The following is a 14,609-nucleotide window of genomic DNA, read 5'->3' as shown; positions in this document are numbered from 1 at the left end:
TGATCAATCATGCAGGGGTTATTTATTCAATCGCTGTTACGGATTGGTAATACTGGCATAGGCTTTGGCCAGGGCAACCAGTTTGGCCCGATCCTGCTCACCGATTTCACCGTCGCGATCCACATCGTGCTTCAGACGGCCAATGCTGAAGGTGTGGCCGCCATCCTGGGAGGTTGCGGTAACAAAAATCGGGTCGACCAGCCTTTCAATCTGCTCGCCGGCTTCGGCATCCCAACCCGACTCTTTACGCGCCAGTTGCATGGAAACCACTGTATTGGGCTCCGATGGGCCGGGCTGCATCAGTTGCAGAAAAATACCGCGCGAATTCAAAAACGACATCATCAATTCCTTTTGTATTTTATATAATAAAGCGTTGTGAAGCGGAGTAAATACTACGAACTTTAATAGAAAACGGACAGCCAACTTGTGTTTCCTTAATTTGCACAACTACAACTTTACATCTAAACAAACTTACAACTAATCGCGCGATTTATTGATGCACGGCTGAACGGTAGTGGATCATCCGTCATCTTGCGGATACTGTATGCATATACAGACCAAGGAAACCCGTGATGACCAGTCCCTTGCCCCCGCGCGGTCGCGGCACAGCGACCAACCCGCACAACCGCTTCGCGCCGAGTCGTTCGGTGGCCGAGGATGATGGCTGGTATCAGGAAGTGCCTCTGACCCAGGGCACCGAAGTCAGCTTCGAAACCGCGAAGACCATCATCACCCGCAACACATCGCCGGACTTGCCCTTCGACCGCTCGATCAATCCCTATCGCGGCTGTGAGCATGGCTGCATTTATTGCTATGCACGGCCCAGCCACGCCTATTGGGACATGTCGCCGGGGCTGGATTTCGAAACGAAGCTGATCGCCAAAACCAATGCCGCCCAGGTGCTGGAAGAACAGCTGGGGAAAAAAGGCTATCAGTGCGCGCCGATCAACCTCGGCTCCAACACCGATCCCTATCAGCCCATCGAACGCGAACACCGGATCACCCGCCAGACCCTCGAAGTGCTGCTGCGCTACCGACACCCGGTGACCATCGTCACCAAGGGCTCGCTGATCCTGCGTGACCTCGATCTGCTCACCGAACTGGCGCAACAGCGGTTGGTGGCGGTGATGATCAGCCTGACCACCCTGGACGACGAACTCAAACGCATCCTCGAACCCCGCGCCGCCGCGCCCAAGGCGCGGTTACGGGCGATCCGGGTGATGCGCGAAGCGGGGATTCCGGTCGGCGTGCTGTGTTCACCGATGATTCCGATGATCAACGACAGCGAGATCGAAAGCCTGCTGACCGAAGCCCATGCAGCCGGCGCCCAGAGCGCGGCCTACATGATGCTGCGGCTGCCGCTGGAGGTGGCGCCGCTGTTCGAGGAATGGCTTGAAGCGCATTACCCGCAGCGCGCCGCCCATGTGTTGAGCCTGATCCGCCAGAGTCGTGGCGGCGAGCTGTACGACAGCCGCTTCGGCGCACGAATGCGCGGTGAAGGGCCGTTCGCCGACCTGCTCGCGCAACGCTTCGTCAAGGCGTTGAAACGCCTGGGACTCAATCACCGCGAAGGTTTCAATCTGGATTGCACAGCCTTCTGTCCGCCTGGTCGCCAGATGGCGCTGATTTAGGGACCATTGACCTATGGTTGAGAGGACGGAATGCTTGGCCAAGTTCACGCCAGTCACGTTTTTTGTGACCTGGAACACACGTTCTAGAGCGCTTGATTCAGTTTGAGTTAAGTTTCGGCAGTTACCTTGTTCATCGAGTGACTGACGGGTCGGGATGACCTGGATGTTCTAAACAGCCACTGGCTTCACACCGGAATACACGGGAACGACTCCCCGAATCCGCCAATGAGGATGAATCATGAGTGACAAGGATAAACAGCCGTTGGCTGCGTCGGCGCAAGCCGCCTCTGTGGCGGAATCCGCCGATGCAGCGTTGAAGCAGATCGTTAACGGCTTTTTGCATTTTCATCATGAGGTCTTCCCGCAGCAGGAAGAACTCTTCAAGAAACTCGCCACGGCCCAGTCGCCACGGGCGATGTTCATCACCTGCGCCGACTCGCGCATCGTTCCCGAACTGATCACCCAGAGTTCCCCCGGCGATCTGTTCGTGACCCGTAACGTCGGCAACGTGGTTCCCCCCTACGGCCAGATGAACGGCGGCGTTTCCACCGCCATCGAATACGCGGTACTGGCGCTTGGCGTGCAGCACATCATCATCTGCGGCCACTCCGATTGCGGCGCCATGCGTGCGGTGCTCAACCCGGACAGCCTGGAAAAGATGCCGACGGTCAAAGCCTGGCTGCGCCACGCCGAAGTCGCGAAAACCATGGTGCATGACAACTGCAACTGCACCGACGAAAAAGAAAGCATGCCGATCCTCACCGAGGAAAACGTCATCGCCCAACTGCAACACTTGCGTACCCATCCTTCGGTAGCCTCGCGCATGGCGAACGGTCATCTGTTCATCCATGGCTGGGTCTACAACATCGAAACCAGCGAAATCAAAGCTTACGACGCGGATCAGGGACGCTTCCTGCCGCTCGACGGCAGCCATCCGATTCCGGTGGCAACGCCCAAAGCGCGCTTCTAAATCCTCCTAAAAATCCGTGTGGACTGACGCCGGTCGCTGTTTCAGCGACCAGGCTTCGCCACGTCTGAAGAATACTTCGGGAGAGTCATCATGCGTGCGGCTCAATTGAAAGCTGTGTTGCCACGGGAGCTGCTGGCTTCGGTGGTGGTGTTTCTGGTCGCCCTGCCGCTGTGCATGGGCATTGCGATTGCTTCGGGGCTGCCCCCGGCCAAAGGCCTGATCACCGGGATCATCGGCGGGCTGGTGGTGGGCTGGCTGGCGGGTTCGCCATTGCAGGTCAGCGGGCCGGCGGCGGGTCTGGCGGTATTGGTGTTCGAACTGGTGCGCCAGCACGGTATCGAGATGCTCGGGCCGATCCTGTTGTTGGCGGGTTTTCTGCAACTGGTGGCCGGGCGTCTGAAGCTCGGTTGCTGGTTCCGGGTCACGGCGCCAGCGGTGGTCTACGGGATGCTCGCGGGGATCGGTGTGCTGATCGTGCTCTCGCAAGTGCATGTGATGCTGGATGCCGCGCCGAAACCCTCCGGTCTGGACAACCTGACGGCGTTCCCCGGCGCAGTGGCGCAGGCATTGCCGTCCTTTGGCTGGCAGGCCGGATTGCTCGGGCTGTCGACCATTGCCGTGATGTGGCTGTGGGAGAAATTCCGCCCGCACTCGCTGCGTTTCATTCCCGGCGCGCTGCTCGGTGTCGGCCTGGCGACCGGCGCCAGCCTGTTGTTGGCGCTGCAGGTCAAACGGGTTGAAGTACCAGAGAACCTGGCCGAAGCCATCGACTGGCTGAAGCCGACAGATCTGCTGAACCTGGCCGACCCGACACTGTTGATCGCCGCGTTTACCGTGGCCTTCATCGCCAGCGCCGAAACCCTGCTGTCCGCCGCGGCGGTGGATCGCATGCACAGCGGTCCGCGCTCGGACTTCGACCGCGAACTGTCGGCGCAAGGGGTCGGCAACATGCTCTGCGGGCTGGTCGGCGCACTGCCGATGACCGGGGTAATCGTGCGCAGCTCAGCCAACGTCCAGGCCGGTGCGACCACACGTTACTCGACGATTTTCCATGGCCTGTGGCTGCTGGCCTTCGTGCTGTTGCTGTCGAGTGTACTGCAAAGCATTCCGGTGGCGAGCCTGGCCGGGGTGCTGGTCTACACCGGTTTCAAACTGGTGGATCTGAAAGCATTTCGTGGCTTGGGGCGGTATGGCCGGATGCCGATGTTCACCTACGCCGCCACGGCGCTGGCGATCATCTTCACCGACCTGCTGACCGGCGTGCTGATCGGTTTCGGTTTGACCCTGGTGAAACTGGCGTTCAAGGCTTCACGGCTGAAGATCAGCCTGATCGATCTGCCGCAGGACGGGGAAATGGAGCTGCGTCTGGTAGGTGCGGCAACATTCCTCAAAGTGCCGGCGCTGACTCAGGTGCTCGGCAGCATTCCGCCGGGCGCGACGGTGCATGTGCCGCTCAACAACCTGAGCTACATCGACCATTCGTGTCTGGAATTGCTCGAGGAGTGGGGCCGGGCCAACGCGGCCAAGGGTTCGAAGCTGTTGATCGAGTCACGCGGCTTGAAGCGCAGGCTTGAAGGACGGATCCGGACCACCACCGGCATCGGTGCGGCAGGCTAAAGCCTTTGGGGGGAAACAGAATGATCTGTTTCCCCCCAAACGTTTGCGCAGCGATCAAGCCGCAGGCTGATCCAGCTCCAGGCCCACGCCCAAACGGCGACTCATGCACGGCCAGCGTTTCCACGCTGCGCCAGTGTCCGGGCTGCTGAGCTTCTCGCGGTAGGCTTCCACCGACTCCAGCGCAAAGCTGTCGTCGTCGAGCATGCTGTCCACCGCGTGGTGCACCACTTCATCAAGTTGATTGGCAAACTCCTCACCGAGCAACTGGTGAGCAATCAGATTGGCGACCGTCATGTCCAGGGGGATCAGTGGCTGGCCGAAATGCTTGATATACAGGTCGTTGACCTCTTCGACAAAGCGATGCGCCAGGTAGGCTTCGTCCAGCAGACTGTCCAGACCGACCGGCGGCTGGAGAAAGTACTGTTCGGCGATTTTCAGCACCGGTTTGATCTGTGACTCGATTCCCGCTTCCCTGGCGACTTCATTGGCTGCATCCAGCAGGTCTGGCACTTCATCGATGTAGGCGGCGACAAAACGCGTCAGCACGCCGTTGGCGTCGGTTTCCGGCAACTGGATCGCCGGGTGCAGGTGTTGCAGTTGGCTTTCGAGCTGACGGGTCAGCTTTCCGGTTTCGATCTCGTGTTGTCGGGCTATGTGGATCTGCTCGCGCAATGCGGCGGTGTTCATGAAAACTCCAGGAAACAAGGCAATGAAATAGGGAAGACATAACTTAGCTGGCTTACGAAAAATGCTAAGACGCATTTTTCATAATTATTTCATCCTTGATACACCTGCGTTATATCGGTTTGCCACCACTCGTCTGCATCCTTCTCCATTCGTGCCCCGGAACGCAAGTGCCAGCTGTTTCATCCGATTTACGTCCGCACATTGCATTTTTCCGCCGCTGTCTATACTCGCCATTGAATGGAGTTAGCTGATGACGCCCGACTGCACCCGCAGCAAGGCCCGGCGATTCAAGTTCGTAGTCTGATGCAGCCGCTCCCTTGCCGCAGGCGAAAGCCGGCGGGATAACAAGAACGATAAGGGGAACCCGCAATGATGCGACATCCACACGTCTGGATGGGCCTCCTGTTGTGGTCGATTTTCAGCCCGGCGCATGCAGCCTGGACTGTGAATATGGCGCCTGGAGCGACTGAAATCAGTCACGCAGTATTCGACCTGCACATGACCATTTTCTGGATCTGTGTGGTGATCGGGATCATCGTCTTCGGCGCCATGTTCTGGTCGATGATGGTGCACCGCCGTTCTACCGGGCAGGTCGCCGCAAAATTCCACGAAAGCACCACCGTCGAGATTCTCTGGACCGTCGTCCCGCTGCTGATCCTGGTTGCGATGGCCGTTCCGGCGACCGCCACGCTGATCCGCATGTACGACACCAGTGAACCGGACATCGATATCCAGATCACCGGTTATCAGTGGAAGTGGCATTACAAATACCTGGGCCAGGATGTCGAGTTCTTCAGCAACCTGGCCACCCCCGCCGAGCAGATCCACAACAAGGAAGCCAAGGGCGAGCATTACCTGCTTGAGGTCGACAAGCCACTGGTGCTGCCGATCGGCGCCAAGGTGCGCTTCCTCGTCACCTCTGCCGACGTCATCCACTCCTGGTGGGTACCCGCTTTCGCGGTCAAGCGCGATGCGATTCCCGGGTTCGTCAACGAAGCGTGGACGCGCATCGACAAGCCCGGCATCTACCGTGGCCAGTGCGCCGAGCTGTGCGGCAAGGATCACGGCTTCATGCCGATCGTGGTCGACGTCAAGGAGAAGGCCGACTACGAAAAATGGCTGGCCGACCGCAAGGCTGAAGCCGCGCAGCTCAAAGAGCTGACCAGCAAGGAATGGACTCTCGACGAGCTCAAGGAGCGCGGCGACAAGATCTATCACACCACCTGCGTGGCCTGTCACCAGGCCGAAGGTCAGGGCCTGCCGCCAATGTTCCCGGCACTCAAGGGCTCGCCGATTGCCACCGGGCCGAAAGCCGATCACCTGCACCGCGTGTACTTCGGCAAACCGGGCACCGCCATGGCGGCGTTCGGCAAGCAACTCTCGGAAGTCGATATCGCAGCGGTCGTGACCTACGAACGTAACGCCTGGGGCAACAACAAGGGCGACATGGTCACGCCAAAAGAAGTGCTGGAGCTGAAACAGGCGGAAAGCAAATGAGCCGGTCTATTGCGTACTTCGTGAATCGGTCGGGGCAAGGCGCCCCGGCCTGCCAAGTCCACTCACTTGAAGGAGACCGGCCATGAGCGCTGTCATCGATGACCACGGTCATGCCGACCACGCCCACGGCCCCGCCAAAGGCCTGATGCGCTGGGTGCTGACCACCAACCACAAGGACATCGGCACGCTGTACCTATGGTTCGCGTTCTGCATGTTCCTGCTCGGCGGCTCGTTCGCCATGGTGATCCGCGCCGAGCTGTTCCAGCCCGGTCTGCAGATCGTCGAACCGGCGTTTTTCAACCAGATGACCACCATGCACGGTCTGGTGATGGTGTTCGGTGCGGTGATGCCGGCGTTCGTCGGCCTCGCCAACTGGATGATCCCGTTGATGATCGGCGCGCCGGACATGGCCCTGCCACGGATGAACAACTTCAGTTTCTGGCTGCTGCCGGCGGCGTTTCTGCTGCTGGTCTCGACCCTGTTCACTGCCGGTGGCGGGCCGAATTTCGGCTGGACGTTCTACGCACCGCTGTCCACGACCTATGCGCCGGAAAGCGTGACCTACTTCATTTTCGCCATCCACTTGATGGGGATCAGTTCGATCATGGGCGCGATCAACGTGATCGCCACCATCCTCAACCTGCGCGCCCCCGGCATGACCCTGATGAAAATGCCGCTGTTCGTCTGGACCTGGCTGATCACCGCGTTCCTGCTGATCGCGGTGATGCCGGTACTGGCCGGGTGCGTGACGATGATGCTGATGGACATCCACTTCGGCACCAGTTTCTTCAGTGCCGCCGGTGGCGGTGATCCGGTGCTGTTCCAGCATGTGTTCTGGTTCTTCGGCCACCCCGAGGTGTACATCATGATCCTGCCGGCCTTCGGCGCCGTCAGCCAGATCATCCCGACCTTCTCGCGCAAGCCGCTGTTCGGCTACACCTCGATGGTCTATGCCACGGCGAGCATCGCGTTCCTGTCATTCATCGTCTGGGCGCACCACATGTTCGTGGTGGGCATTCCGCTGGTGGGCGAGTTGTTCTTCATGTACGCGACGATGCTCATCGCCGTGCCGACCGGAGTGAAGGTGTTCAACTGGGCCAGCACCATGTGGCAAGGCTCGCTGACCTTCGAGACGCCGATGCTGTTTGCCGTGGCGTTCGTGATCCTGTTCTCCATCGGCGGTTTCTCCGGGCTGATGCTGGCCATCGCCCCGGCGGACTTCCAGTACCAGGACACCTACTTTGTGGTCGCGCACTTCCACTACGTGCTGGTGCCGGGGGCGATCTTCGGGATCTTCGCCTCAGCCTATTACTGGCTACCGAAATGGACCGGCCACATGTACGACGAAACCCTGGGCAAGCTGCACTTCTGGCTGTCCTTCGTCGGCATGAACCTGACCTTCTTCCCGATGCACTTCGTGGGACTGGCGGGCATGCCACGGCGGATTCCGGACTACAACCTGCAGTTCGCCGACTTCAACATGGTCTCGTCGATCGGTGCGTTCATGTTCGGCGCCACGCAGATTTTCTTCCTGTTCATCGTGATCAAGACCATCCGTGGCGGCGAGCCGGCACCGGCCAAACCGTGGGATGGCGCCGAAGGTCTGGAGTGGAGCGTGCCGTCGCCGGCGCCGTATCACACCTTCACCACGCCGCCGGAAGTGAAATGAACCCCGTAGCCCTTGAGGGCCGTCGCCATGGCTGACTCGATTTCGCTGAAAAAACTGGTGACCCGACTGCTCGGCGTGGTGGTAGCGATGTTCGTCTTCGGTTTTGCTTTGGTGCCGATCTACGACGTGATGTGCAAGGCGTTCGGCATCAATGGCAAGACCGCCGGGCAGTACGAGGGCGAGCAGGTTGTGGACAAGTCCCGGCAGGTGCGGGTGCAGTTCTTGTCGACCAACAATGTCGACATGCCTTGGGACTTCTACCCCAAGCATGACGAACTGACGGCCAACCCCGGCGCGGTCAACGAGATGATCTTCATCGCCCGCAATCCCACCGACAAACCGATGAGCGCCCAAGCCGTGCCGAGCATCGCGCCGAGCGAAGCGGCGGCGTATTTCCACAAGACCGAATGCTTTTGCTTTACCCAGCAGGTGCTGCAGCCCGGACAACAGATCGAGATGCCGGTGCGTTTCATCGTTGACCGCGACATGCCCAAGGACGTGAAGCACCTGACGCTGTCCTACACGCTGTTCGATATCACCGCCCGACATCCTCCGGTGGCTGCAAACACTGGCGGTTAAGCGTGCCCGATAAGGAGAACAATAAATGGCAACTCATGAGCACTATTACGTCCCGGCCCAGAGCAAATGGCCGATCGTCGCGACCATCGGCATGGTCACTACGGTGTACGGCCTGGCGACCTGGTTCAACGATCTGAAGGCGGCACGCCCGGAATCCCACGGCCCGCTGATCTTTTTCGTTGGTGGCCTGTTGCTCGCGTACATGCTGTTTGGCTGGTTCGGCACAGTGATCAAGGAAAGCCGCGCGGGGTTGTACAGCCCGCAGTTGGACCGCTCGTTCCGCTGGGGCATGAGCTGGTTCATCTTCTCCGAGGTGATGTTCTTCATCGCCTTCTTCGGCGCGCTGTTCTATGTACGGCACATTTCCGGTCCGGCGCTGGGCGGCGAAGGCACCAAAGGCATTGCGCACATGCTCTGGCCGAACTTCCAGTTCACCTGGCCGCTGCTGCACACACCCGACCCGAAACTGTTCCCGCCGCCCAAGGAAGTCATCAGTCCCTGGGGCCTGCCACTGATCAACACCATCCTGCTGGTGAGCTCCAGCGTGACCATCACCATCGCTCACCATGCCTTGAAGAAAGGTCATCGCGGTGCGCTGAAACTGTGGCTGTTGATCACCGTGCTGCTGGGTTGCGGCTTCCTCGCGTTGCAGGCCGAGGAGTACATGCACGCCTATCACGAACTGGGGCTGACCCTCGGTTCGGGCATCTACGGCGCGACGTTCTTCATGCTCACCGGGTTCCACGGCGCTCACGTGACCATCGGCACGATCATTCTGTTCGTGATGCTCATGCGGATCATGCGCGGGCACTTCGACAACGAGCACCAGTTCGGCTTCGAAGCCGCGAGCTGGTACTGGCACTTCGTCGACGTGGTGTGGATCGGTCTGTTCATCTTCGTTTACGTGCTCTGAGGATCGGACAGAGCTACCAGGGCGCGTGCGACACCAGTTGGCCGCTGTAGAAACCCCAGGCAATCAAGCCGACGGTGCAAGCGGCCAATGCCACCCGAACACTCAAGGCGATGACCAGGCGATTCGAGCTGCTGTCGTCCTTGACCAGGAAAAACAGGCCGCTGAACAGGCTGATCACCGTGGCAATCAGCATCAGGACGATAGCTGCTTTGAGCATGGGAAGACTCCGGGGGTACAGGCGATGCAATCAAGTATAGCGGTCGCATTCACTGCTTTTCTGGCGCGGCCATGAAGCGCTTCCGGCCGGGCGTCGTGCCGACGCTGGTGGTCGCCTTGCTGCTGCCGCTGCTGATTTCGCTGGGCTTCTGGCAACTGGGCCGGGGCGCGGAGAAAACCGCCCTGCTCGCCAGTTACGCCGAGCGCCGGGCCGCCGAGCCGATGGCCAGCACCGAGTTGCTGCACAGCGCCGACCCGGCCTTTCGCCGGGTACATCTGCACGGCCAGTTCGATGCGGCGCACAGCCTGCTGCTGGACAACAGGCAGCGTGACGGCAAGGTCGGCGTCGAATTGCTGCAACCGTTTCAGGATCAACGCACCGGCCTGTGGCTGCTGGTCAATCGCGGTTGGCTGCCATGGCCGGACCGGCGTGTTACCCCGCAATTCAAGACCCCGGCCGATGCGGTGAATGTCGATGCCTGGGTGTATGTCGCCCACGGCACGACCTTCCAGTTGCACGCCGACCCGGTCAGCAGCATCTGGCCGCAAACCGTCACCGCCGTCGAACCCGCCAAATTGTGGAAAACCCTCGAGCGCGACGGCTTCGCTTACGAGCTGCGCGCAGAACCTGGCCCCGCCAGCTACCAGGCCGACTGGCCGGTGGTTGCCATGGGCCCGGAAAAACACCTCGGCTACGCCGTGCAGTGGTTCGCCATGGCCACCGCCCTGTTCGGTCTCTACATCTACCTCGGATTGCACAACGCGAAGGAGAAACACCATGGGAGCGGCCATGAATCCACCCAGCATGTCTGATGCCAAGGCCCCGGCCGGTCGCCGCCGCGGGCGCATTCAACTGCTGTTGATCCTGCTCGGCGTGATCGGCCCGATGATCCTCGCCACCGGCATGTATAAATTGCAGTTCTGGGTGCCGGAAGGACGCAGTTATCACGGCGAGCTGATCGGCAATGGCCAGAGCCGCGCCGACCTCGGCGTGACGGCTGACGAAGAACGCTGGCAGATGCTGGTGACCGCGCCGAAGGACTGCGCGGTGGACTGCCAGCAACTGGTGTACCTGGCGCGGCAGATCCAGATCGGCCTCGGCCGCGATGCCGGCCGCGCCAGCCATGCCCTCGCCGCCGCGCAACCGCTGACGGCCGACTACGAAGCCAAGCTGACCCGCGAATATCCACAACTGCAACGCTATCCGCTGGACGCCGCCGCATTCAGCAAGGTCACCGGCGACAAGGCCACGCCGCAGCTCTGGATCATCGATCCCCACGGCAATCTCGTGCTGCGCTACGACCCGAGTGTGAAGGGCAAGGATCTGCTCAACGACCTGCGTCACCTGCTGAAACTGTCGAACATCGGATAAGGGCATCGTCATGGCCAAACCTGGATTTCGCCTCGCGCTATTTGCCACCCTGCTGGCACTGATCGTGGTGCTGCTCGGCGCCTATACCCGCCTGACCCACGCCGGCCTCGGCTGTCCAGACTGGCCCGGCTGCTACGGGTTCATCAGCGTGCCGAAAAGCGAAGCCCAACTGGCCCATGCCGAACTGCATTACCCCGACTCGCCAGTGGAGGCGCACAAAGGCTGGAACGAGATGATCCACCGCTACTTCGCCGGCACCCTGGGCATGCTGATCTCGATTCTGGCTGGTCGCGCGTGGGTTAACCGCCGTCATCCGGGGCAACCGCTGAAACTGCCGCTGTTTCTGCTGGCGGTGGTGTTCGCCCAGGCCGCGTTCGGCATGTGGACGGTGACGCTCAAGCTCTGGCCGCAAGTGGTGACCGGGCATTTGCTCGGTGGCTTCGCGACCTTGAGTCTGCTGTTTCTGCTGACATTGAGACTGTCCGGCGTGCTGCCGGCGCTGACTGTGCCCAAGCGTCTGCAATATTGGGCCACCGCCGGATTGCTGCTGGTGATCGGCCAGATTGCCCTCGGCGGCTGGGTCAGTTCCAACTATGCGGCGGTGGCCTGCATCGACTTCCCGACCTGCCACGGCCAATGGCTGCCGCCGGCGGATTTCGCCAACGGCTTTCACCTGACCCAACACATCGGCCCCAACTACCTCGGCGGGCAACTCGACAGCGATGCGCGCACGGCGATTCACCTGACCCACCGCATCGGCGCTCTGCTGGTGACGATTGTTCTGCTTGGTCTGGCGTGGCAACTGAAAGGCGTGGGCATGACGCGACTGGCCGGGCTGGTGCTGATCGCCCTCGCTGCGCAAATCACCCTCGGAATCAGCAACGTGCTGTTTCATCTGCCACTGCCGGTGGCCGTGGCGCACAACGCCGGCGGCGCAGCGCTTTTGCTGACCATGGTGCTGGTCAACTATCACGCGCGGACCAGTCTGGTTCGGGTCAAGCAGCCGATGCTCGTGGGCTGGCGTCTGAGCCCGCGTAAACAGTCGGCGGCGCCCATCACAATAAAAGGAGAGACGCCATGGCGATTCTGATCGGCGAACGTCCCGCGCAGGCGTTGTGGCGAGACTATCTGGAGCTGACCAAACCGAAAGTCGTGGTGCTGATGCTCATCACCTCGCTGGTCGGCATGTTCCTCGCGACCCGCGCCGGGGTGCCGTGGACGGTGCTGGTGTTCGGCAATCTGGGGATCGCGTTGTGTGCCGGTGGTGCGGCGGCGGTCAATCATGTGGTGGATCGGCGCATCGACGCGGTCATGGCGCGCACCCACAAACGGCCGCTGGCCGAGGGCCGGGTTTCGCCCACGGCGGCGCTGACCTTTGCGCTGGTATTGGCGCTGCTTGGTCAGGCCTTGCTGCTGACCTTCACCAATCCGCTGACCGCCTGGCTGACCCTGGCCTCGCTGCTCGGCTACGCGGTGATCTACACCGGTTTCCTCAAACGCGCGACGCCACAGAACATCGTCATCGGCGGTCTGGCCGGCGCCGCACCGCCGCTGCTTGGCTGGACCGCCGCCACCGGCCACGTCAGCGCCGAACCGTTGCTGCTGGTGTTGATCATCTTCGCCTGGACCCCGCCGCACTTCTGGGCGCTGGCGATCCACCGCAAGGAGGAATACGCCAAGGCCGACATCCCGATGTTGCCGGTCACCCACGGCGAGCACTACACCAAGGTGCACATTCTGCTGTACACCTTCGCGCTGCTGGCGGTCAGCCTGTTGCCGTACGTGATCCATATGAGCGGCGCGCTGTATCTGATCTGTGCCCTCGGGCTGGGCGCGCGGTTTCTGCAATGGGCCGTGGTGCTGTACCGTGGCACTCGGCCGCACGCGGCGATCAACACCTTCAAGTACTCTATCTGGTACTTGTTTCTGCTGTTCATCGCCCTGCTCGTAGACCACTACTTACTGTTGAACCTATGACTCGAACCCAGAAAACCGTCTTCATCCTCGTGGCCGTGATCGCGCTGATCCTCGGCCTGACCGTCAACAAAGTGCTGAGCGGCAAGGGTCAGGGCGACCCGACCGCGCTGATCGACGCCGGCATCATCCTACTGCCGCAGAGCCGCAACCTGCCGGACGTGACGATGACCAATCAGGACGGCCAGCCAGTCACGGTCAACGAGCTCAAGGGTAAGTGGAGCCTGCTGTTCTTCGGCTACACCTTCTGCCCGGACATCTGCCCGACCACCCTCGCCCAACTGCGCCAGATCAAGAGCGAACTGCCGAAGGATGCAGTGGACAAGTTGCAGATCGTACTGGTCAGCGTCGACCCGAACCGCGACAACCCTGCGCAGTTGAAGCAGTACTTGGGCTACTTCGATCCGCAGTTCATCGGCCTGACGCCGAAATCGATCGAGGAGCTGCAGAAGGTCGCCAACGCAGTGAGCATTCCGTTCATTCCAGCGGACACCAGCAAGCCGAATTACACGGTGGATCACAGCGGGAATCTGGCGGTGATCGGGCCGGACGGAACGCAGCGCGGGTTCATTCGTGCGCCGTTGAACAATGCCAAGCTGGTGGCGCAGTTGCCGGTGATGCTGAACCGCAAGTAAAAACCCGGACCAAAAAAAACCGCAGCCTTAGCTGCGGTTTTTTATGCCTGTAAGCCGGGATCAGAACGCCGGCAACACCGCGCCTTTGTACTTCTCGGTAATGAATTTCTTCACTTCCGGGCTGTGCAGTGCAGCGGCCAGTTTCTTCATCGCATCGCTGTCCTTGTTGTCCGCGCGGGACACCAGGATGTTCACGTACGGCGAATCGTTGCCTTCGATGACCAACGCGTCCTTGGACGGATCGAGCTTGGCTTCGAGCGCGTAGTTGGTGTTGATCAGCGCCAGGTCGACCTGGGTCAGCACGCGCGGGATGGTCGCGGCTTCCAGTTCACGGATTTTCAGGTCTTTCGGGTTCTGGGCGATGTCCTTGACGGTCGACAGGATGTTGGTCGGATCCTTCAGGGTGATCACGCCAGCCTTGGCCAGCAGCAACAGCGCACGGCCGCCGTTGGTGGCGTCGTTCGGGATCACCACGTTGGCGCCGCCTGGCAGCTCGTCAAGCTTCTTGAACTTGCTGGAGTAAGCGCCCAGCGGCTCCAGGTGCACACCGGTCACGGCCACCAGGCTGGTGCCCTTGGCCTTGTTGAACTCATCGAGGTACGGCTGGTGCTGGAAGAAGTTGGCGTCCAGACGCTTCTCGGCCACCTGCACGTTCGGCTGGATGTAGTCGGTGAAGACCTTGACCTTCAGATCCACGCCTTCTTTGGCCAGTGCCGGCTTCACGAATTCGAGGATTTCCGCGTGCGGCACCGGGGTGGCAGCAACGGTCAGGGTTTCAGCGTGGGCCGAAAAAGCGGCTACGGCAGCGAAAGCAGCGATCAGTTTTTTCATTCAGCTAACTCCTTTTTA

At 60.7% G+C, this 14,609-nt stretch carries 16 protein-coding genes; 12 read left to right on the top strand and 4 right to left on the bottom strand.

All coding sequences use genetic code 11. The features are described from left to right. Positions 1–36 precede the first annotated feature (36 nt). Positions 37–339, bottom strand: coding sequence for a hypothetical protein (locus NH234_RS01370; protein WP_085733838.1), 303 nt, complete (start codon positions 337–339; stop codon positions 37–39). A 233-nt stretch (positions 340–572) separates the two neighbouring features. Here NH234_RS01370 and NH234_RS01365 point away from each other — a divergent pair, with 233 nt between their 5' ends. The 3 genes from NH234_RS01365 (at position 573) to NH234_RS01355 (ending at position 4,218) form a co-directional block, all read left to right on the top strand. Continuing rightward, positions 573–1,631, top strand: a complete 1,059-nt coding sequence (locus NH234_RS01365) for a PA0069 family radical SAM protein (protein ID WP_085733839.1) — start codon at positions 573–575, stop codon at positions 1,629–1,631. Between the two features lie 238 nt (positions 1,632–1,869). Continuing rightward, positions 1,870–2,601, top strand: coding sequence for a carbonic anhydrase (locus NH234_RS01360; RefSeq protein WP_085690433.1), 732 nt, complete (start codon positions 1,870–1,872; stop codon positions 2,599–2,601). A 90-nt stretch (positions 2,602–2,691) separates the two neighbouring features. After that, entirely contained in the window at positions 2,692–4,218 is a 1,527-nt protein-coding gene (locus NH234_RS01355; protein WP_085733840.1) for a SulP family inorganic anion transporter, read from the top strand. A gap of 54 nt (positions 4,219–4,272) precedes the next feature. On the opposite strand, the gene NH234_RS01350 is transcribed toward NH234_RS01355, so the two are convergent. Next, entirely contained in the window at positions 4,273–4,905 is a 633-nt protein-coding gene (locus NH234_RS01350) for a hypothetical protein (protein ID WP_085733841.1), read from the bottom strand. A 369-nt stretch (positions 4,906–5,274) separates the two neighbouring features. On the opposite strand from NH234_RS01350, the gene coxB reads away from it, so the two are divergent. The 4 genes from coxB (at position 5,275) to NH234_RS01330 (ending at position 9,563) form a co-directional block, all read left to right on the top strand. Next, positions 5,275–6,402 (top strand): cytochrome c oxidase subunit II, encoded by a 1,128-nt coding sequence (gene coxB / locus NH234_RS01345; protein WP_085733842.1) that lies wholly within the window; start codon positions 5,275–5,277, stop codon positions 6,400–6,402. A gap of 82 nt (positions 6,403–6,484) precedes the next feature. Then, complete coding sequence (gene ctaD / locus NH234_RS01340) at positions 6,485–8,071, top strand: cytochrome c oxidase subunit I (protein ID WP_085713028.1); 1,587 nt, start codon at positions 6,485–6,487, stop codon at positions 8,069–8,071. A 27-nt stretch (positions 8,072–8,098) separates the two neighbouring features. After that, positions 8,099–8,650 (top strand): cytochrome c oxidase assembly protein, encoded by a 552-nt coding sequence (locus NH234_RS01335; RefSeq protein ID WP_085733843.1) that lies wholly within the window; start codon positions 8,099–8,101, stop codon positions 8,648–8,650. Positions 8,651–8,675: 25 nt separating this feature from the next. Next, complete coding sequence (locus tag NH234_RS01330) at positions 8,676–9,563, top strand: cytochrome c oxidase subunit 3 (protein ID WP_085733844.1); 888 nt, start codon at positions 8,676–8,678, stop codon at positions 9,561–9,563. Between the two features lie 13 nt (positions 9,564–9,576). Here the strand turns inward: NH234_RS01330 and NH234_RS01325 are convergent, their stop codons facing one another. Continuing rightward, positions 9,577–9,780 carry a twin transmembrane helix small protein gene (locus tag NH234_RS01325; protein WP_065260656.1) on the bottom strand — a complete coding sequence of 68 codons (204 nt, stop codon included), beginning with the start codon at positions 9,778–9,780 and terminating at the stop codon, positions 9,577–9,579. 71 nt (positions 9,781–9,851) lie between these two features. On the opposite strand from NH234_RS01325, the gene NH234_RS01320 reads away from it, so the two are divergent. From NH234_RS01320 to NH234_RS01300, 5 genes are read left to right on the top strand one after another with little or no spacing between them, the layout of a single operon-like run. After that, positions 9,852–10,592: an SURF1 family protein gene (locus NH234_RS01320; RefSeq protein ID WP_367255427.1), complete on the top strand. Its 741-nt coding sequence runs from the start codon at positions 9,852–9,854 to the stop codon at positions 10,590–10,592. Continuing rightward, positions 10,558–11,151 (top strand): hypothetical protein, encoded by a 594-nt coding sequence (locus NH234_RS01315; protein ID WP_367255426.1) that lies wholly within the window; start codon positions 10,558–10,560, stop codon positions 11,149–11,151. The genes NH234_RS01320 and NH234_RS01315 overlap by 35 nt, the downstream gene beginning before the upstream one ends. Before the next feature lie 10 nt (positions 11,152–11,161). Continuing rightward, entirely contained in the window at positions 11,162–12,241 is a 1,080-nt protein-coding gene (locus NH234_RS01310) for a heme A synthase (RefSeq protein ID WP_085733846.1), read from the top strand. Then, a complete protein-coding gene (cyoE, locus tag NH234_RS01305) occupies positions 12,229–13,128 on the top strand; it encodes a heme o synthase (RefSeq protein ID WP_085733847.1) in 900 nt (299 codons plus the stop codon). Before NH234_RS01310 ends, cyoE begins: the two co-directional genes overlap by 13 nt. Then, positions 13,125–13,760: an SCO family protein gene (locus NH234_RS01300; RefSeq protein WP_085733848.1), complete on the top strand. Its 636-nt coding sequence runs from the start codon at positions 13,125–13,127 to the stop codon at positions 13,758–13,760. The genes cyoE and NH234_RS01300 overlap by 4 nt, the downstream gene beginning before the upstream one ends. Positions 13,761–13,820: 60 nt before the next feature. Here the strand turns inward: NH234_RS01300 and NH234_RS01295 are convergent, their stop codons facing one another. Then, positions 13,821–14,591, bottom strand: coding sequence for a MetQ/NlpA family ABC transporter substrate-binding protein (locus tag NH234_RS01295; RefSeq protein WP_085733849.1), 771 nt, complete (start codon positions 14,589–14,591; stop codon positions 13,821–13,823). Between the last annotated feature and the right edge of the window lie 18 nt (positions 14,592–14,609).

Source organism: Pseudomonas sp. stari2 (assembly GCF_040760005.1).
In the GTDB taxonomy this organism is placed as follows: Bacteria; Pseudomonadota; Gammaproteobacteria; order Pseudomonadales; family Pseudomonadaceae; genus Aquipseudomonas.
Note: the sequence above shows the minus strand (reverse complement) of the source record. Positions and strands in the feature narration are given on the sequence as shown.